The organism is Algoriphagus sp., from assembly GCF_030694375.1.
In the GTDB taxonomy this organism is placed as follows: Bacteria; Bacteroidota; Bacteroidia; order Cytophagales; family Cyclobacteriaceae; genus Algoriphagus.
The window spans coordinates 30,175-49,538 of record NZ_JAUXYL010000043.1 but is presented as its reverse complement, the minus strand read 5'-3'; the positions used below and the strand labels follow the sequence as shown (position 1 = coordinate 49,538).

At 39.9% G+C, this 19,364-nt stretch carries 15 protein-coding genes; 5 read left to right on the top strand and 10 right to left on the bottom strand.

What is annotated here, in order from left to right:
* Positions 1-192, top strand: a 192-nt coding sequence (locus Q8M62_RS18005; protein WP_304899040.1) for a hypothetical protein, incomplete at its 5' end; no start/stop codon positions are given.
* A 163-nt stretch (positions 193-355) separates the two neighbouring features.
* Here the strand turns inward: Q8M62_RS18005 and Q8M62_RS18000 are convergent.
* The 3 genes from Q8M62_RS18000 to Q8M62_RS17990 all read right to left on the bottom strand — a co-directional run bounded on the left by Q8M62_RS18000 (position 356) and on the right by Q8M62_RS17990 (position 4,285).
* Positions 356-796, bottom strand: a complete 441-nt coding sequence (locus Q8M62_RS18000) for a DUF1569 domain-containing protein (protein WP_304899039.1) — start codon at positions 794-796, stop codon at positions 356-358.
* A gap of 74 nt (positions 797-870) precedes the next feature.
* Positions 871-3,267: a ribonucleoside-diphosphate reductase subunit alpha gene (locus Q8M62_RS17995; protein WP_304899038.1), complete on the bottom strand. Its 2,397-nt coding sequence runs from the start codon at positions 3,265-3,267 to the stop codon at positions 871-873.
* Positions 3,268-3,304: 37 nt separating this feature from the next.
* Positions 3,305-4,285: a ribonucleotide-diphosphate reductase subunit beta gene (locus Q8M62_RS17990; protein ID WP_092732782.1), complete on the bottom strand. Its 981-nt coding sequence runs from the start codon at positions 4,283-4,285 to the stop codon at positions 3,305-3,307.
* A 590-nt stretch (positions 4,286-4,875) separates the two neighbouring features.
* On the opposite strand from Q8M62_RS17990, the gene rplU reads away from it, so the two are divergent.
* From rplU to Q8M62_RS17970, 4 genes are all read left to right on the top strand, one after another.
* Entirely contained in the window at positions 4,876-5,187 is a 312-nt protein-coding gene (gene rplU, locus Q8M62_RS17985; RefSeq protein ID WP_092732785.1) for a 50S ribosomal protein L21, read from the top strand.
* A gap of 35 nt (positions 5,188-5,222) precedes the next feature.
* A complete protein-coding gene (gene rpmA / locus Q8M62_RS17980) occupies positions 5,223-5,483 on the top strand; it encodes a 50S ribosomal protein L27 (protein ID WP_092732788.1) in 261 nt (86 codons plus the stop codon).
* Between the two features lie 149 nt (positions 5,484-5,632).
* Positions 5,633-8,695: a glycosyl hydrolase gene (locus Q8M62_RS17975; protein WP_304899037.1), complete on the top strand. Its 3,063-nt coding sequence runs from the start codon at positions 5,633-5,635 to the stop codon at positions 8,693-8,695.
* 252 nt (positions 8,696-8,947) lie between these two features.
* Positions 8,948-10,069 carry an ATP-binding protein gene (locus Q8M62_RS17970; protein WP_304899036.1) on the top strand — a complete coding sequence of 374 codons (1,122 nt, stop codon included), beginning with the start codon at positions 8,948-8,950 and terminating at the stop codon, positions 10,067-10,069.
* A gap of 51 nt (positions 10,070-10,120) precedes the next feature.
* On the opposite strand, the gene Q8M62_RS17965 is transcribed toward Q8M62_RS17970, so the two are convergent.
* The 7 genes from Q8M62_RS17965 to Q8M62_RS17935 all read right to left on the bottom strand — a co-directional run bounded on the left by Q8M62_RS17965 (position 10,121) and on the right by Q8M62_RS17935 (position 19,357).
* Positions 10,121-11,233 (bottom strand): DUF4221 family protein, encoded by a 1,113-nt coding sequence (locus Q8M62_RS17965; protein ID WP_304899035.1) that lies wholly within the window; start codon positions 11,231-11,233, stop codon positions 10,121-10,123.
* A 536-nt stretch (positions 11,234-11,769) separates the two neighbouring features.
* A complete protein-coding gene (locus tag Q8M62_RS17960) occupies positions 11,770-12,510 on the bottom strand; it encodes a glycosyltransferase (protein WP_304899034.1) in 741 nt (246 codons plus the stop codon).
* 94 nt (positions 12,511-12,604) lie between these two features.
* Positions 12,605-13,378: a galactosyltransferase-related protein gene (locus Q8M62_RS17955; protein WP_304899033.1), complete on the bottom strand. Its 774-nt coding sequence runs from the start codon at positions 13,376-13,378 to the stop codon at positions 12,605-12,607.
* A 20-nt stretch (positions 13,379-13,398) separates the two neighbouring features.
* Positions 13,399-14,460, bottom strand: a complete 1,062-nt coding sequence (locus Q8M62_RS17950; RefSeq protein ID WP_304899032.1) for a lanthionine synthetase LanC family protein — start codon at positions 14,458-14,460, stop codon at positions 13,399-13,401.
* Between the two features lie 25 nt (positions 14,461-14,485).
* Complete coding sequence (locus tag Q8M62_RS17945) at positions 14,486-15,790, bottom strand: HlyD family secretion protein (protein ID WP_304899031.1); 1,305 nt, start codon at positions 15,788-15,790, stop codon at positions 14,486-14,488.
* A 2-nt stretch (positions 15,791-15,792) separates the two neighbouring features.
* Positions 15,793-17,994, bottom strand: a complete 2,202-nt coding sequence (locus Q8M62_RS17940; protein ID WP_304899030.1) for a peptidase domain-containing ABC transporter — start codon at positions 17,992-17,994, stop codon at positions 15,793-15,795.
* 229 nt (positions 17,995-18,223) lie between these two features.
* Entirely contained in the window at positions 18,224-19,357 is a 1,134-nt protein-coding gene (locus tag Q8M62_RS17935) for a DUF4221 family protein (protein ID WP_304899029.1), read from the bottom strand.
* Positions 19,358-19,364 lie beyond the last annotated feature (7 nt).

The window sequence follows — 19,364 nt, the reverse complement described above, 5'->3', positions numbered from 1 at the left end:
AAAAGCCTTTGGAGCAATCCAGAGGCTTTTTTGCGTTTAAACCCTCCCTGTTTTGAAGGGAAGAAGCAGGAGCGAAACAGAAATACAAGCCTGACAGGATTTAGATCGCTCGCATCAGGTCAAACTCATCCAAGCTTGGTCTGGTCTATAATGCTGTGGGCGTTGGGCGTCCAAGTTGCTGTGGACTTTTAAGTTTATGTTATCTTGTTGGCCCTCTGAATTCTTGATTTTAATTATATCTCTAGACAAATGGGATTAGTGCCCTATAAACTTGGATATCTTTCTGTTCTTGTAGAGAAAAACATTAAGGAAAATAAATAAAAAAGCCCTTCGTTTACGAAAGGCTCCTTTGCTGTTATAATCCAAACTGACTCAAATGATGGTCAAAATGCTTTTGATGAAATCTTTCCCATTCTTCATGATTCAATTTCCCGAACCTTGGGTGGATAGTTTTTTCCTCAGGAAATGAAGTGAAATGATTATTATATTCATCAATACTTTTAAGTAACTCAACTTTCGCAGTGTCTAAATCTGCATATTTCAGATCCAAAAGATTGTCCCCAATGCCGGGTGCCAGCACTCCTTTTGGAAAATTCATAGCCGTGTTGAGGAGGGCGTTTTTTTGTGCAAGTTGCTTTTCCGACGGTTCAAAATCAGGTAATTTTATTCTTCCATAGGAGAGTTTAACAGTGATTGTCAAATGCTCAATCATATGTTGAGGTTTCATGATTCCAAAATCTCCTTTTGTATTCTCGGAGAGCGTGTTTATTCTTGTTTTGATTGTGTCTTTTTCCATGGTTTTGAATTTAGAGATAAAAAAAGCGTTTGATAGAATCAACCGCCTTTTATCCATTTAACGAACTCTTAATTTTAACTTCCGCACATCTCACATCCCTCTGGATCATCCAATGAGCAGGCGATAGCGTCTTGTTTTTGTGTTTTTGCAATTTCGTTTTCATTTACCTTTTCTACTTTTTGGTCAAATGAGGATTTATCAAGTGTAAACTTGATTGCGGCAGTAGCAGCTTGTGACCTTAGATAGTACATGCCTGTTTTTAATCCCTTTTTCCAAGCGTAGAAGTGCATGGAAGTCAATTTTCCAAAGTTGGGATCTTGCATAAAGATGTTCATACTTTGAGACTGACAAATATAAGCACCTCGGTCAGCTGACATGTCAATTATGACTTTCTGTGAAATTTCCCAAACTGTTTTGTAAAGGTCTTTGATGTTTTGAGGTATTCCAGGGACGTTTAAAACAGATCCATTTGTGGAAATAAGTCTATTCCTCATGTTATCATTCCACAATCCAAGATTGATCAAATCTTTCATCAGATGCTTATTTACCATGATGAATTCACCTGATAGGGTTCTTCTGGTGTAGAGGTTTGAAGTATAAGGTTCAAAACACTCATTATTACCCAAAATCTGAGAAGTAGATGCTGTTGGCATTGGGGCAACAAGTAAGGAATTTCTCATCCCATACTTTTTTACTTTTTCCTTCAACTCACTCCAATTCCATCTGTTTGACTTAGGTGTTACTCCCCACATATCAAATTGAAGGATGCCTTTGGAAGCTGGGCTACCTTCATAGGTCTCATAGGTGCCTTGTGTCTTGGCCAATTCCATTGAAGTTTCTACCGCAGCAAAGTAAATTGTCTCGAAAATATCTTCATTCAAACCTCGAGCTTCCGCAGAGTCAAAAGGCATTCTGAGCATGATAAATGCATCTGCCAGTCCCTGAATGCCCAAACCAATTGGACGATGTCTGAAGTTTGAGCGTCTTGCTTCTTCTACCGGATAGTAGTTGACATCGATGACCTTGTTTAGATTTTTGGTAGCAACCTTGGTGATTTCATATAACTTTTCATGGTCAAAATAGAGTTTGCCATCTTTTCCAGTCTGGACAAACTTTGGTAGTGCCAGGGAGGCTAAATTACATACAGCCACTTCATCAGGAGCCGTATACTCAATGATCTCTGTGCACAGGTTAGATGACTTAATTGTACCTAGATTCTTCTGGTTTGACTTTCCATTTGCCGAATCTTTGTAAAGCATATATGGAGTACCGGTTTCAATTTGGGATTCCAGGACTTCAAACCAAAGTTCCTGCGCTTTGATGGTTTCTCTTGCCCGACCTTCACGTTCGTATTTCTCATACAAGCGCTCAAATTCTTCTCCGTGGCAATCTGACAAACCGGGAGCTTCGTTAGGACAGAAAAGAGACCAGTCTTCATTTTGTTCGACCCGTTTCATGAAAAGATCCGGTATCCAAAGTGCATAGAATAGATCCCGTGCACGCATTTCTTCTTTTCCGTGATTTCGCTTTAATTCAAGAAAATCTTTAATATCCGCATGCCAAGGTTCTATATAGATTGCAAAACTTCCTTTTCTTTTACCTCCTCCTTGGTCAACATAGCGAGCTGTCATGTCAAAGTTTCGGAGCATTGGTACTATGCCATTAGATACTCCATTTGTTCCTTTGATATAGCTTCCTTTGGCACGTACATGATGGATAGAAAGTCCTATTCCGCCTGCTGATTGAGATATCTTTGCGCACTGCTTGAGTGTATCATAGATGCCGTCAATACTGTCATCCTTCATTGTAAGAAGGAAACAGGAAGAAAGCTGCGGTTTAGGTGTGCCTGCATTGAATAGCGTAGGAGTAGCGTGTGTAAACCAACGTTCTGAAAGGAGATTGTAGGTTTCAATCACTGAAGGAATGTCTTCCTTGTGTATCCCTACAGCCACACGCATGAGCATGTGCTGAGGTCTTTCAACGACTTTGCCATCAAGTCTGATCAGATAGCTTTTCTCTAGTGTTTTAAATCCAAAATAGTCATATCCAAAATCACGCTTGTAATCGATTACCTCATCTAGATGAGCCGCATTCTTTTTAATAATGCCGTACACTTCAGTATCTATCAACTGAGCATTCGCACCAGTTTTAGGATTTACATAAGTATACAGTCTTTTCATCGTGTTGGAGAAAGACTGGCTCGTGGTTTTATGTAGGTTGGATATTGCGATTCTGGCACCTAGTATCGCGTAATCCGGATGACGCACAGTCAGTGAAGCGCATATTTCTGCAGCTAGATTGTCCAGTTCGGATGTTGTAACCCCATCATAAAGACCATCAATTACTTTTTTAGCAACTTCGATAGGTTGGATAAATTTGGGATCAAGTTCGTAACAAAGATTTTCTATCCTTGCCGTGATTTTGTCGAATCTTACCGATTCTCTTCTTCCGTCGCGTTTGATTACTAGCATTCGTTGGTGATTTTAGGATTGATGGAAAAATTGGTCATTAAAAGTCCTCTTCTACTGAAAATCGAGCGGAAGACTCACTTACTTCGGTTGATTTCATTACTCCAGCTTTCTGGTAGTCTCCAACCCTCTTTTCAAAGAAATTGGTTTTACCCTGCATGCCAATCATATCCATGAAGTCAAATGGATTGGTGCTGTTCCATACCTTTTCACAGCCTAATTCCATGAGTAAACGATCGGCTACGAACTCAATGTATTGGCACATCAAGACAGAATTCATCCCGATCAGGCGTACAGGTAGGGCATCTGTCACGAATTCTTTCTCGATAGCTACTGCGTCCATAATTATATCTCGTACAGTCTCTTTTGGAAGTGGATTTACGACATGTTTGGTATATAAATGGCAAGCAAAATCGCAGTGTAGTCCTTCGTCTCTGGAAATCAATTCATTTGAGAAAGTCAATCCTGGCATTAAGCCTCTCTTTTTCATCCAGAAAATTGAGCAAAAGGATCCCGAAAAAAAGATTCCCTCCACAGCAGCAAAAGCAATAAGGCGTTCCTGGAAATTTCCGTTATCGATCCAGCGTAGTGCCCAATCAGCCTTTCTTCTCACACAGTCAATATGCTCGATAGCATTCAAGAGACGATCTCTTTCCACATTGTCTTTAATATAAGTGTCAATGAGTAAAGAATAGGTTTCTGAATGGATGTTTTCCATTGCGATCTGAAAGCCGTAGAAAAATTTAGCTTCCGTATACTGAACTTCGGACACGAAGTGTTCAGCAAGGTTTTCGTTTACTATTCCGTCACTGGCCGCAAAAAATGCCAAGACGTGAGAAATGAAATGACGTTCACCATCACTTAGTTTCTTCCAATCTGTAAGATCTTGACTCAAATCAATTTCTTCTGCAGTCCAAAAGCTCGCCTCTGCTTTTTTGTAATACTGCCAGATATCATTGTGTTGAATTGGAAATAACACAAAACGATTGTTATTCTCTACTAAAATTGGTTCCTGCTGCATCTTGCTCTCTGTTGTTTTTTTTATTTCTAAAACTTCCTGAAGGATAAATACTGGTCTCCACCTAGACTGGGGATGGAAAAGGCTGCCTCTTCAGAACAGCCTATAAACAAATATGTGAAGCAAAAAGCGAAAAAAAAACCGATTGAGCCCTACAATATGTCATTTTTTAAACATCGGTCAAAAACTAATTAAGTGCCAATAAATAAGCTATTTAAAATGGTTCAAGTAAATAAAAGAATTAATTATTTTGATCGCTTAGAGGCTTTAAATTAATTTTCAACATTTCAAAAAAAGTTTTCCACAAGATATTTCGACTAGATTTTTGACCTAAAGTCAGAAAATTTAATGAGTTCAGAATAAAAAGTCCAGCCTGAATACCAGTGTCTTATGGGGTTTTCCTTCAATACTCTTAACCTTTATTTTTCAAATTATTTGCAAAAAGCTATGCGATTTTCTCAAATGAATTCGATTTTCATTTTTCAGACTGCAAAAGCTTTGGGAATAAAGGAGCGATTTCCGAAGAATGTTTTTTTGTTCAAAATCCCTTTCTTATATTTGCACTCCGATTTCGGCAAAAGATATCAATACTCATGTACGCAATTGTAAACATCGCAGGTAAGCAGTTCAAAGTAACAAAAGATCAGTACGTCTATGCTCCCAAGCTAGTCGGAGATGCTGGCGCTTCCGTGGAATTTGACCAGGTTTTATTGGCGGAAGCCGAAGGCACTGTGTCTGTAGGAGCTCCTTTATTAGCAGGAGCCAAGGTATTCGGGAAAATCCTGGATCATGTAAAAGGTGATAAAGTGATTGTCTTCAAGAAGAAGCGAAGAAAAGGCTACAAAAAGAAGAACGGTCACAGACAAGACTTCACCAAAGTTTTGATTGAAAATATTACTCTGTAAGAATTCCCACAACGGAATCATAAACACATAAGAACATGGCACACAAGAAAGGTGTAGGTAGTTCCCGAAACGGTAGAGAATCCCATTCTAAGAGACTGGGTGTGAAAAAATTTGGTGGTGAGGCTGTAATCGCCGGTAACATCATCATTAGACAAAGAGGCACCAAGCATCATGCTGGACTCAATGTAGGAGTTGGTAAAGATCATACACTGTATGCTTTGTCTGAAGGCGTAGTTACCTTTAAGACTAAAGCCGACGGAAGATCTTACGTTAGCGTATTGCCTTCCGTAGACTAATAGAAATCACAGCAAAAAAGCCTCTTCGAAAGAAGAGGCTTTTTTTTTGCCTTTTGGCATCAAGTAAATCACCTTTGATCATTTTTTTGACGATTATTCATTTCATTCTGGCTAATTTTTAAATTGAATTGACACCAATCTTATCCTGAATGAAAAAGTATTTACGAATTGGCTGGTTAGGAATATTCCTGACTTTGCTTTTGGCAGGAAACAACCTGCAAGCCCAGAAAATCCCCGATTCTAAAATCTACGATGCAGTCCAATGGCGACTCGTCGGTCCCTTTCGAGGTGGTCGGGCTGATGGAGTTACCGGGGTAAAAGGAAGCGATCATTCCTATTATTTCGCCTCAACCGGTGGTGGAATCTGGAAAACTGTCGATTCCGGCAAAACCTGGAAATCTGTATCCGACGGCTATTTCGGTGGGTCAATGGGGGCGGTGGCTGTGGCAGAAAGTGATACATCGGTAGTCTATGCCGGAGGGGGAGAGAAAACTGTCCGGGGAAATGTCTCCTTTGGCTATGGAGTTTGGAAAAGTAGCGATGCCGGCAAAACCTGGGCAAGGGCAGGCTTGGACAAAAGCCGATTTATTTCCCGTCTAAAAATTCATCCAACCAATCCAAATGTTGTCTATGCGGCTGTTCTTGGAGATATTTTTAAGCCCGATGCCACGCGTGGAGTATTCAAATCCATCGATGGAGGAGATTCATGGGAAAAAGTACTTTTCGTCAGTGATGTGGCCGGTGCCGTGGACCTCGTTTTGGATCCCAAAAATCCTGAGATTCTTTACACTACAACCTGGGAGGTTAAGCGTACACCCTATAGTTTGGAAAGTGGTGGACCTGGCTCAAAAATGTTTAAATCCATCGACGGTGGAAAGACTTGGAATGAACTTTCTTCCAAAGCATCTTTCCCGAAGGGACTTCTCGGAATCATGGGGATTACGGTCTCTCCTGTAAATACGAATCGTCTTTTTGCCATGATCGAAAATGAAAATGGTGGAGTGTACACTTCCAAAGATGCGGGGGAGACTTGGGAAAAGGTGAACGATGATCGCAACCTGCGACAGCGTGCCTGGTATTATACAAGAATCTACGCCGATACACAAGATGAAGAAACGGTCTATGTTTTGAACGTCAGCTATCATAAGTCGACAGATGGGGGAAAAACTTTTAAAGGATCCAATGCACCGCACGGAGATCATCATGACCTCTGGATAGATCCGTCCAATAACAAACGAATGATCATCGCAGATGACGGAGGAGCTCAGGTGTCAGATGATGGAGGCACTACTTGGTCAACAATGATGAATCAGCCGACTTCGCAGTTTTACCGGGTGACTACGGACAACAGTTTTCCGTATCGAATTTATGGTGCGCAGCAGGATAATTCCACCCTGAGAATCCGACACAGAAATGATGGTGGAGCCATCACGGAAAGTGATTGGGAACCGACAGCAGGGGGTGAATCAGGCTGGATTGCGCCTGATCCTTTGGACAATGACATTGTGTACGGGGGGTCCTATGGCGGGTATTTGACCCGTGAAAACCATCGAACCGGCACTTCCAGATCTGTCAATGTCTATCCCAACAACCCGATGGGCCATGGAGCAGAAGATATGAAATACCGCTTCCAGTGGAATTTCCCGATCCTGTTTTCCCCACACGATCCCAAGATGCTCTATACAGCAAGTAATCAGATGCACCGCTCAAATAATGAGGGCCAAAGCTGGGAAGTATTCTCACCTGATTTGACGCGAAATGATAAAAGCAAACTAGGTCCGTCTGGCGGTCCAATTACCAAAGACAATACCTCGGTTGAATATTATGCGACGATATTTACGGTGGCGGAATCACCATTAAAAGCTGGAGTAATCTGGGCAGGTTCGGATGATGGGCTGGTTCACGTGACTCAGGATAATGGGAAGTCCTGGCAGAATGTGACTCCGAAAGACATGCCCGAATGGCTTCAGATCAACAGCATCGAGGCAAGTCCTTTTGATGCTGGAGAAGCTTACTTTGCGGCAACTGGATATAAAAGCGGAAACTATGAGCCTTACCTGTACAAGACAAAGGACTATGGGAAAACATGGACCAAGATTACCTCAGGTATCGATTCAGAGCATTTCACTCGGGTAATACGGGCTGATCCGGCGAAAAAGGGAATGCTCTATGCGGGTACCGAAACCGGCATGTATTATTCCAAAGATGATGGTGCCAGCTGGCATTCTTTACAACTGAATCTCCCGATTGTGCCGATCACCGATCTGGCAATTAAGGAAAACAACCTGATCGCTGCTACACAAGGCCGTTCCTTTTGGATCATCGATGACCTGACCGTCTTACATCAGGCAGAACCGGGAATTGAAAGTAAAGCATTCCATCTCTTTAAGCCTCAGGATTCTTATCGTATCGACGGCGTAAGAAGAAACAGTGCAACCGAGGGGACCAATCGTCCTGGTGGTGTTTTGGTGTATTTCTTCTTGAAAGAAAAGCCAAAAAGGGAATTGAAAATCGAATTTTTCGATGCCGTGAATCAACCGCTCAGAGCCTTTTCTACCAAAGGAATCAATGGGGACACGCTTAAAGTAAAGGAAGGGTCGAACGAATTTAACTGGAACCTCCGAGTTGAAAATGCAGTGGGATTTGAGGGATTGATCATGTGGTCAGGTAATCTGAGAGGACCGAAAGTGATCCCTGGAACTTACAAAGTTCGACTAACGGTTGATGGACAATCTCAGGAAGAAACTTTCAAAGTCCTTGCGGATCCCCGCTATGAATCCACTCAGGCGGAATTGGCTGAGCAATATGACTTCCTGCTGGGTGTACGGGACAAACTCACCGAAACTCATGAGACAATTAAATTGATCAGAGCTTATCGAAGCGAACTGGATTCATTGAAAAGAAAACCAAGAAATCTCAAAGCCATCCAAGCAGAAATGCAGGAAATCGAGGAAACCCTCTACCAAACCAAAAACCGCAGCGGTCAGGATCCGCTCAACTTCCCGATCAGGCTGAACAATAAGTTGGCTCACCTCAATTCGGTGGTAGGGAATGGTGACTATAAGCCTACCGATGGTGCAGTGGAAGTAAGGCAGGAATTGACTGAGAAAATCGATGTGCAGCTGGCTCGATTCCGAAAATTGGAACGGGAGCAGATTTCCAGATTGCTTAATATTGATGAGATGCGGACGAAACTCGAAATCAAAAAGTAACCAAAAGGCCTTCGGAGAGATCTGGAGGCTTTTTTATTTAAAAACCTAAAACCTTTAGTCAGCTCCAAATATCATTGCACTTGATATTGAATGAATAGGAATATATACGATTCCAAATATCGCCCCGTATCAATGGGCGTCATGGTGGATTCAGACAGTTTCTGAGGTTAAGATTGGTTTAATCACCAAAAATTATAACTTTTGGTGAATTGATTCACCAAAAAGAAGTACTATTGGTGAATAGATTGAGAAATGATTCAAAGAACACTTAAAAACAAGATTTCTAATCAGCTATTTAGAGGGAAAACCATCGTACTGATTGGCGCAAGACAAGTTGGGAAGACTACCTTGATCCAAGAGATCCTGAAAGATAGGGAGTTTTTGTTTTTGGACGGAGATGATCCGCTGGTCAAACAGCAATTGACCAATCCCAACACCAAGCAAATCGAAACCCTCATTGGCAGCTCCAAAATTGTTTTTATCGACGAAGCTCAACGAATCGAAAACATCGGAATCACTGCTAAAATTATTCATGATCAATTTAAGCAGGTGCAATTGATCTTAAGTGGTTCTTCTGCCTTCGAACTTAGAAGCAATACCCATGAGCCGCTCACCGGAAGAAAATTTGAATATTTTCTTTACCCCATTTCCTATGAGGAATATGAGAAATCGGTTGGCTATTTGGATGCAATGCGCGATTTGGAAAATCGCTTGATTTATGGCTTTTATCCAGACGTTATCAATCATCGCGGTGAGGAGCGGGCAATTCTGAATGAAATCACGCAAAGCTATCTGTTTAAGGATATTCTCGCTTTTGCTACCGTCAAAAAACCTGAGGTCTTGGAGAAGATCCTTCAAGCACTTGCTTTTCAACTCGGCTCCGAGGTCAGCTACAATGAATTGGCTCAGTTAACCGGAGTAGATAAAAACACCGTTTCCAGTTATATCCGCCTACTTGAGCTGTCTTGCATCATTTATCCACTCACGTCATTCAGCAGAAATCTTCGAAACGAAATTAAGACCAACCGGAAAATCTATTTTTATGATAATGGAATTCGAAATGCCCTAATTCAGAACTTCAATCCATTCGAATTTCGAAATGATATTGGAGCCTTGTGGGAAAATTTTCTGATCACAGAGCGACTAAAGCGAAATCATTACCATCGAACATATACAAATACATTCTTTTGGCGCACCAAACAGCAGCAAGAGATTGATTACTTAGAGGAGGCAGATGGACGAATTTCGGCATTTGAATTCAAATGGAATCCCAATGCCAAAGTCAAGAAACCATCCCTTTTTTTGGAAACCTATCCAGCTGATTTTATGGTGATTTCAAAAGATAATTTTAGAGACTTTGTGGGGTTATTTTAGAAATCAATCCATGCTTAGGTTGAATTCAATTCTAGAAATTAGATAAAGACATTAAAAAGGATTCGCAAAAATCAGCAAACCAGGCTCATCGTCAAAAGACGCAGCGATGTAAAAATTCGAATCTTTGAGAAACATCTTCTTGGGTTTGATTTTGACTCCTTTCAATTGAGTCTCCCTTGTCAAGGTCAAATCCAGATCATATTCAAATAAAAAGTTGTCATAGGAAATACCATCCGAAGCCAGTCGATAGCCGAGTCTATAGAGCTTTTCATTTTTTTCATCGGCTACAGGTCGGAGAAAGTTCATCCGCTTTTCTAATTCCTTTTTAAACTCCTTTTCTTCCGTTTCATTTTTGGCTCTGAAAATTTCTTCAATCGGCACCAAGTCTTCGAAAAATTTTGAACTGTTAAGTTTGGTGTTTACGGTGTCCCCATTGTTCAGGTTTGCGGTCATATTGGGTAAACCACGGTTTACGATTAGGATTCCACCGGGGAAATCATTAATTACAAAAGAAGAAGAAGAATAGAAGGTGAAGGATTTGACCATGGAAATCATAGATGAATTCTTTATCAAATCGACGGAAAGAATCTCTCGCAGTAGAATGGAGTCGGTTTTCGCATTATAGCTAAGCACCTTTGATTCAATAGTGCCTATTTCTCCTGTCGTGAAGTGGAATTGCCCATCCTTATAGAGAAATCCCAGATTTGAAAATTTTTTGGCCAATTCAGGAATCAAATAAAAAAGGTGATCGACCCGTATTTTATCCAGTAGTTTTCCTTCCAAATTAAAAAAATAGAAAACATTATCACCTTGAGCTACGAAGTTTTGGTCATCCAATCGCTGAAAGTCTATCAGCCACTCTCCAATACCATCAGGACCCTCGGAAGGCATTTTTAATGATGATAGAAGCTTTTTGGATTTTATATCTAGGGTGTATAAAAACCTTTTCTCAAGGTTGAAAATGTAGTAAGAAGAGGCATCATCAGACATCGCTGAAGAAGCCAAGAATTCACCTTCTTCTCCTAGATCGAGGATTTCATTCTCAGAGCTAAAAATCAGGGTATCAATTTTAGAAAGGTCTTTTGATAAAGGTGAAATGGACTTTTCTCCGCATGAGTAGAGTATTCCTATAAAAAATAAGGGGAAGATTATTGATTTATTCATATTCCCAAGAAAAAAGACTTAATCTAGAAAATCAATTCCTGATTGGATCTTAAAATAATGTCATTCAATGATCTCTCTGCATTGAGCAACACCTGATGCACAATCGCCTCCTCCTTGTGCTTCTGCTGTAGCTTTATCCGAATAATTACCGGTCCAACTACCTACACTGTTGTAGCATGTACATCTAAATCTTGTACCGCCTATAACTGATTTCATTTGACTTCGCCCGAGTACTTCTTCTGAAGAGAGTCTGAGCATTTCTAGACTTAACTTTTTCATGATACTTTGTTTATTTGATTGTGTTTCGATTGGACCTTCCGACCAAGATTTATGAAAGTAAATTACTTGACCATTATCGGTTTACCTATACCGTATTTACTAAGTTTCAATAAATATTTACTGATAAAGTCGTATATGTATAGTTAATTTTATTTTTTTCTAAGAATTATTTCATGTTTTACGATGTTTTCCACTACTATTTATTTATTCAAACTTATGATATAATTTTAGCAATTAAGTTTCATTCCATTTTTTTATTATTGAATGATCGAAAACATATTGTGAAGTACCTCATAAGCGCAATTTGGACCAAAGGTCATGGATTTGTTTAATGAATTCCTTCTCCACATTTCATTCCATAAGTGTACTGTATAGGTTTCTTCTGAGATAATGTCCTCTAGCGGCTTAGTGACCAAATCTGAACATTTCCAATAGTCCAGTGGACAAATTACCTCTGGGTCTGCTACATATTCTTCAAGCCCAAATTCTAAGACAGCCCGTGTGAGTAACTTTGGCCCGGTTTCTCCCCAATGCAATTCTTCTGGATTTTTATTTAGTGCTATGTTGTAACAATATTCTATTACGGGGGAATTTTCAGGTGCTTTGATAAAACAGTTGTTGACTTGCACACTTTCATCCAGTAAACGCTCAGAGGCGAATAAATAATCTTCCGCTATAGAAATTGGTTTTATGCAGATAATGTCCAAATCACTCCAAATACCCCCTTTTTCTAAAAGGAGCTTGTATCTGAATAAATTAGCAAAGCCAGCATAGCTTCCATTATTTTTGTATTTGAAAATTTTTTCTGCTGGAATAATCTTATTGGCATCATGTATAGTTACTCCCTTTGGTAAGTCTTCTAATTCTTCGTAAAGGTATAAATGAATTTCATGTGAATTAAATAGAAAAGATTTTAGGCTTAATAGTTCCATTTTGGTTAATTTGCTTCCAATCCAAAGTGTTTGTATTGCGTTGTTTCTTTTCATAATCCATTTCATAAATATTTTTCAAGAGATTCATTCAAGGGAATTTTAATTTAAGAACTAAACATCCAACCTTTACCATTTATTCATCTGGAAAGTCTTTGAATTTCTATTGCCCCTTTATTTCCTTCCACAATTCTTCCTTCGACATAGCAAGATGTCTACTTAGTTCTTCCATCTTTCTTGAATCTTGGTTAGGGCTGTGAAATTTGCTGTTTATCCCGCGTTCGTGTGAAAGATGGTACAATACACCTTCCACATGATGGTGACGGTACCCCAGAGTTTTCCACCGATTAACTCTTTCACCATCTTCTCTTCCCCAACCATACAACCTTTCATTTTCCATTCCTGATTCTATATACTTGTCCTTTTTTGCCAAAAAAGCTCCTCCCACTGGATTTGGATTATACAAAGATCTCATCTTGCCTTGGTGTTTTTCCAGCAATTTGATATCACGGGTCTGAATGTAAAGGTCTCTAAGAAGGTCAGAAGTATCTAAGAATCTATCTTTATAAGGTGAAATGAAATCAGCCTCTTCATTTCGCAATAGGTTTACCGATTTGACAATTTGATCGACGGGTATAATAATGTCTGAATCCCAAACACTTATAAATTCTGTTTTGGCGGAACGTGCTAATTGATTAATGTACCGCGTTCGGTGAAAGATATTGTCCAAATCTTCCTGAAAAATGTACTCTACTCCAGTTGGCAGCAATTTTTCAAGGATACCAGTATTTCTTGTAGTTGCTTCTATTATATTGATATTGGTGTTATAATGGGATAAAATATAATCTATGCTTACCAGGGTGTTTTCCAATCTAGTTACCGAATCGATCTTGATAGGAATCAAAAAAGTAAAATCCCTTATGTTTATCTTTTCCATTGTATCAAACTTTTACGACATCAGATTTTTTTCTCCACTTCCAAGGTCTCCAATAAAGCCCAACCAATTCCGGGCAATCCGGAAACCAGCCCGATGCTTTTCCTAAAAGAGCTATAAAAATCAGCTTCTCCCCAGCAAACTGACTCATTGATTTTGAGTAAAAAAAGCCCGTCTGAGGGTAAAAAGGAATCGTTTCCGGTGATTTCTACTAGCATTTTTGCAATCAGTCTCAAGCCGCTCGCCCCATCTATAACACAGATGTTCAAATTTTTGAATTCCGCGTTGAAGATCGACTTCATATCAATGTTGCTTTTCAAAAATAAAGCATGCCTTCTCAAAAAAGGATTTTCGATTTCTTTCAAGACTGATTCTATTCCCAACAGCAGATACAATCTATTGCTATGAAGACTTGGAAAAAGAGAAATCAGGGATGGGAGTATGTAGTCCAGAATCCTTTCCGCTTTGGCGGAGTTGACCTGCAGTTTTGTTGACTTTCCCAGTACGATAAGTGTGAGTGGTAAATCCCAAAAGATGTTGAATAGTTGCGGTTCCCTGTCCTGTAGCTTTTCCTCCTCAACCAATTGCCCCAGTTGATTGATCAGTCCGGCTCCAAGCTTTTGAAAAATATAAATATTGCTCGTATTACCAGACTTTAAGGAATTCTCTAAGCGGTCAAGGCAATAAAGCAGATAACCGATAATACCGTTTCTTACATTTGCAGCGAGCTTTCCTTTTTGATCTTCCAAAAACTTAAAAATCCTATCGTCCAGCTCCCCCAAAGTATCGTCCAGATCCGCTTCGACAAAATCTGAATTGACCAAATAGCTGATGCCCCATGCAATACCGGCCAGGCCATTTTCGAAATCTACAGGAAGTTTGGCTTCCTTAAGTTTTTCGAAAAGCTCTTCAATCAAATTCTCCGCTGCCTCAAGAAACTCTTGATTTTCGGTTTTCCTTGCCAAATGAAAGAAGTAGATACTCAAACCCAACTTTCCGTGCAGTAGTCCCAGCCCATTTTCTTCCTTGGCATTTTCCAACAGATATCCGTTGATCTCTTGAAGTTTTCTTAATGCTTGTTCCATCGCTTTTTATTAATCGCTTCATTAATTAATACTCGGTTATTGATTTTAGCTTGAAAAACAGTCTTTCCGCTACACTCAGGTCTTCTGTTATGATTTCCGCTGTACCCAGCAGTTCTTGCTTTAGCTGAATCTCCTTGCCGTAGGAGGTTTTTGTTCCCTCAGGAAGGGAGCTATACACCACATAATTTCCTTCTTCGTCAGGAGAAACTGAAATACTTCCTACTTCCCCTCTAAGAGTTCCGAACTGTTGAAAGGGGAAATTATCAAGCTTGATCAATACCCGCTGTCCCATGGAGATTTTCCCTGCATTTTGCGAAGAGACAGTCATTTTGCCCAGGAGTTCTGACCTCTGGTCAGGTAGTATGGTAAAAACGTGCTCACCTGTCTGAACAAATTGATGTTCTCCCCAGACTCCCTGGAAGCTGACCTCTCCATCGGTAGAGGAAACCAACACATAGTTACGCTCCCATTCTTTTACAGCGCGTTTCAAACCATGATAGGACTGGATCAGACTAATTAATGCCCTGGATTCATCCTGCTCCTTGGATACCTGAGTGCTTTTTAGGGTTTGCCCGGCATTAACCAAAGCTTCTTGAAGTTGGGAAATTGATATCGCCATTCCATTGACCTGTTCCTGCACCTGAAGATATTCCATCTCCCGGCTCTCAAAGTCTTTGGCCGCGATTACCCCACCTTCATAGAGCATCTTATTTCGTTTGAAGTCCGTCTCTACCAAAATAACCTTTCTCTCCAGAATCTCCTTTTGGGCCAATTGGCTAGTAAGCCTTTCATGGATTTCCAGGATGGACAGCCGATTCCCTTCCAGCTGGACTTGGGATGGCTGAAGCCTTTCGAGAAGTCTGAATTCCATATAACCTCGTTCAAACTCCACAAATGCCAGTTCTATTTCCCCCAAGACCACATCCGAAAGAGAATCTAGAGGAAAGAAAAACCCGTTATTTTTCCCAAAGGGAATCTCATCCAGTATCTTTTTCAGTAACAGTACACTGTGAACGTCAGCAGTACTTTTTATGCTGGCCAATAGCTGACCAACCTTAACTTTTTCGCCATTGCTCACCCATATTCTATCGATCTGCCCTGAAGTTCTGGCTATCATCTTTTCGGTTGGTTCCACCGTGGTTACCATTACCCTGGACATGATAAAATCAGGATATTTGATAAAAAAGGATAAAAAAATCAAACCGAAGGTAATCAAAAACACCAGTGTGATCCCCCACCGGATCAGCCATGCCGGGGGTGTCGTAATAATCTCCTGGACCTCCTCGGATCTGAGCTGTAGATTGTCAATAGTATGGGGATTTTCGGGCATGCCTAGTTTTCTCTGATTTTTTCCAGTTCCAATTGATTCTTCACCAGATCGTAATACACTCCCGTTTGTAAAACCAATTCTTCATGGGTTCCTGTTTCTTTAATTTCCCCTTCATCCATTACAATGATCTGATCCGCATTTTTGACCGTGCTGAGTCGGTGGGCGATGATGAAGACCGTCTTCCCTTTCAAAAACCGATTTAGGTTTTCCATCACAACACGCTCATTTTTGGCATCCAAGGCAGAGGTTGCTTCGTCAAAAAAGAGGATCTCCGGATTTTTGTAAACTGCTCGGGCAATAAACAAACGTTGCTTTTGCCCGGTACTGATCCCTACCCCCTCATTTCCGATTTTGGTATTAAATCTCAGGGGGAGGGATTGTATAAAGTCATAGATATTGGCAGTTTGTGAAGCCATGACCAGTCGATCGAGATCAACAACTTCCTCCCCTACTGCAATGTTGCTGGCAATGGTATCATTGAATACATACCCTTCCTGCATGACCACCCCGCAATGGGCTCTCCAGCTCCGGGGTGAGATGGATTCCAAGCCATGTCTGCCATAGCTAATTTCCCCTTTGGATGGCTCATAAAATTTGAGGAGGAGCTTCATCAGGGTAGTTTTCCCGCATCCGCTGGCCCCTACTATTGCTGTGATTTTTTGGGCAGGAACTGAAAGGCTTATTTCTTTGAGGACATTTTCCTCAGCTCCCAAATACCTGAAGCTGAGTTTGTGGACACTCATATCCTCTCCGGGGGTGATCTCATGAACTAGCTGCCTGTCACGGCTTTCCTCATCTTCCTTGTCGTGGATCTCATTGAGTCGCTCCAAACTGATCTTGGCATCTTGATAGGTACGTACAAAGGTCACTATTCCCATAATCGGACCGTTTAACTGGCCGATGATATATTGAAGAGAAAGCATCATCCCCAGTGTAAGCTGTCCTTCTATCACCAGGATCGCTGAGGCAAATGTTACCAAAATGTTTTTCAGCTCATTGATTACTGAGGATCCCACTCCCTGGGTCTGCTCCAGGGCGAGGGTCTTGATCGACACTTGAAAAAGACTGGCCTGGACAAACTCCCATTTCCAGCGTTTTTGGGTTTCGGCATTGTGCAGCTTGATCTCCTGCATGCCGTTGATCAGTTCGATCACGGTACTCTGTTCCTGACTGAGCTGGGCAAAGCGCATGTAATCCAGCTCTTTTCTCCGCTTCATAAAATAGAGAATCCAAAAAACATAAAGCGCACTGCCTCCCATGAAAATCAGAAAGATATGGAGACTGTAGTACACCAACACAGCACCAAATACAAACAGATTGAAAAAAGAAAACAAGGTGTTTAAAGAGGTGCCTGTCAGAAGAGTCTCTATCCTTCGATGGTCTCCGATCCGCTGCATGATATCCCCAGTCATCCGGGTGTCGAAGAAGGAAATGGGAAGGTTCATCAGCTTGATAAAAAAATCCGATACCAGGGAAATATTGACCCGGGTACTGAGGTGGAGCAGTATCCAGCTTCGAAACACATCAACGCTGGTCCGTCCAAAAAACAACATCACCTGCGCCGACAGGATCAGATAGATAAACCCGATATTCTGGTTTTGAATCCCGATATCTACGATACTCTGGGTCAAAAATGGAAAAATCAGCTGGAGAAGACTACCTACCAGCAATCCGATGCCCAGCTGTACGATCAGACTCTTATACTTGAACAGGTACTTGAAAAGAAAGCCCAGGGAACGCTTATCTGTGTTTTCCCATTTCAATTTTTTAAACCTGGGAGTCGGTTCAAGAAGCAAAGTAATTCCTTCCTTACTCTCTTCTGTGGCATTATTCCCAATCCAACGTGATACAAACTCTTCTTTTGTCAATTGGATCAATCCATACCCAGGATCCGAAAGATAGACCTTGCCCTTATTGATCCGATATACTACCACAAAGTGGTTCTTATCCCAGTGCACAATCAGGGGCATTTGGGCATGCTCCAGTCTCTTGAAATCCAGTTTGGCCCCTATGGTCTTAAATCCAATAGCCTCTGCTGCATCGCTAAGTTTCAACAGATTGCTCCCCGACCGGGTGGTCTCCGACAGCCTTCTTATCTCCTGAAGAGATATCAGCTTGCCATAGTGCTTGGCAATAATACGTAAACAGGTAGGACCGCAGTCTTTGGAGTCTGGTTGCTTATAAAAAGGGAAGAGTTTTTTCAATTATTGAATCAAAATAAAAGACTTATTATTAAATTGAACATACCGTATTAAAATTTATATTACTTTTTTAATTTTACTTAAATTAGATTAAAGAATTTATTTTCAAAATCAGTATCTTGACTTTCAAGGAACCATAATTCATTGTTTCTACTAATCAAAGTACTTGGGTTTTAATTTTCCCGCTTTATATCACTAACAAAAACCTCAGTTGAGTCAAAAACAGATAAAATTATTTTATATTTTTGAAGCTAAAAATCAAAAAACCGAGTTCATCTGAGAAATTTTGTGATACCCAAAGTTTTCCATTTTTAGCAAAATACTTATAACGCTCTTCAGCGAGCTCTTTTATTTTCAATTCCGAAATTAACTCAAAATTTTCATCAAGAACAGATAAAAAAACCTCATTATTTAATTTTTTTGATAATAGTCCATTCTCATTTTTGGAAGATTGTTCGAAAATCCTTTTCGATGATAGACGAAAATAACGCCTATCTACCTCGTCCCAAACAGGAGCTTCAAAACGAATCTGCTCCAACATACCTTGATAAATTTTACTAATTTGCTCTTTTTCTCCGTCTTTAATTGTAGGGATTTCTGCTCTTGAAGGAATTATCGAACTTTTATAGGTAACTATTTTTTTTAGATCTCCGTTGTTGTCCAATAAAATAATTTCATTTGAAAATTCATGACTAATCATTATAAAACCATTTTGAGAAGAGATAAATACTTGAGGAGCTAGAAATTTACTTCCCTCGTAAGTCAAAAAGTAATTTTCAAATGAATTTTTTGGATCTATATCGATAGGTTTTTCTAGGTTCTCAGCAACAGATAATTTAGCTAGTGAAACTTGTTTATTTTTATAATCAAACTTTAATCCATATACAATTAGATCTTTCTTATATACTGCAATCTCTATCCTAGGTATATTTCCGATATTAACAATATTTTTGCTTGTAGATTTCATCCAATTTATTCTTTGCCACACATAACCTTTTTTATTGACAATTGCAGATTTATTAAATGATTTGAGGAAAAACAAACTGTCATTTAAAATCTGTATACCAAGCAAATGAGTACCTACCCCGTTTGGTCCTTCAGGGTCAAACGAATACTTTTCTATGAATTTTTCTTCATCAAAACTTATCTGATCAATCGAAAGGTCAAAATCATTATATAAGTAAAATAATTTTTTTTCCTTATCTAAATCTGATGTAATCATAAATCCGCCTAAATCAAAAATCCTTTCATCAGAATTGATAATTAAAGTATCTACAGAATAGAATAATTTTGAAACTTCCTTATTATCTTTGTTATGACATGAAAATAAAATATTTATAAATATTAAAAACAAAAATTGCTTCATTAATCCT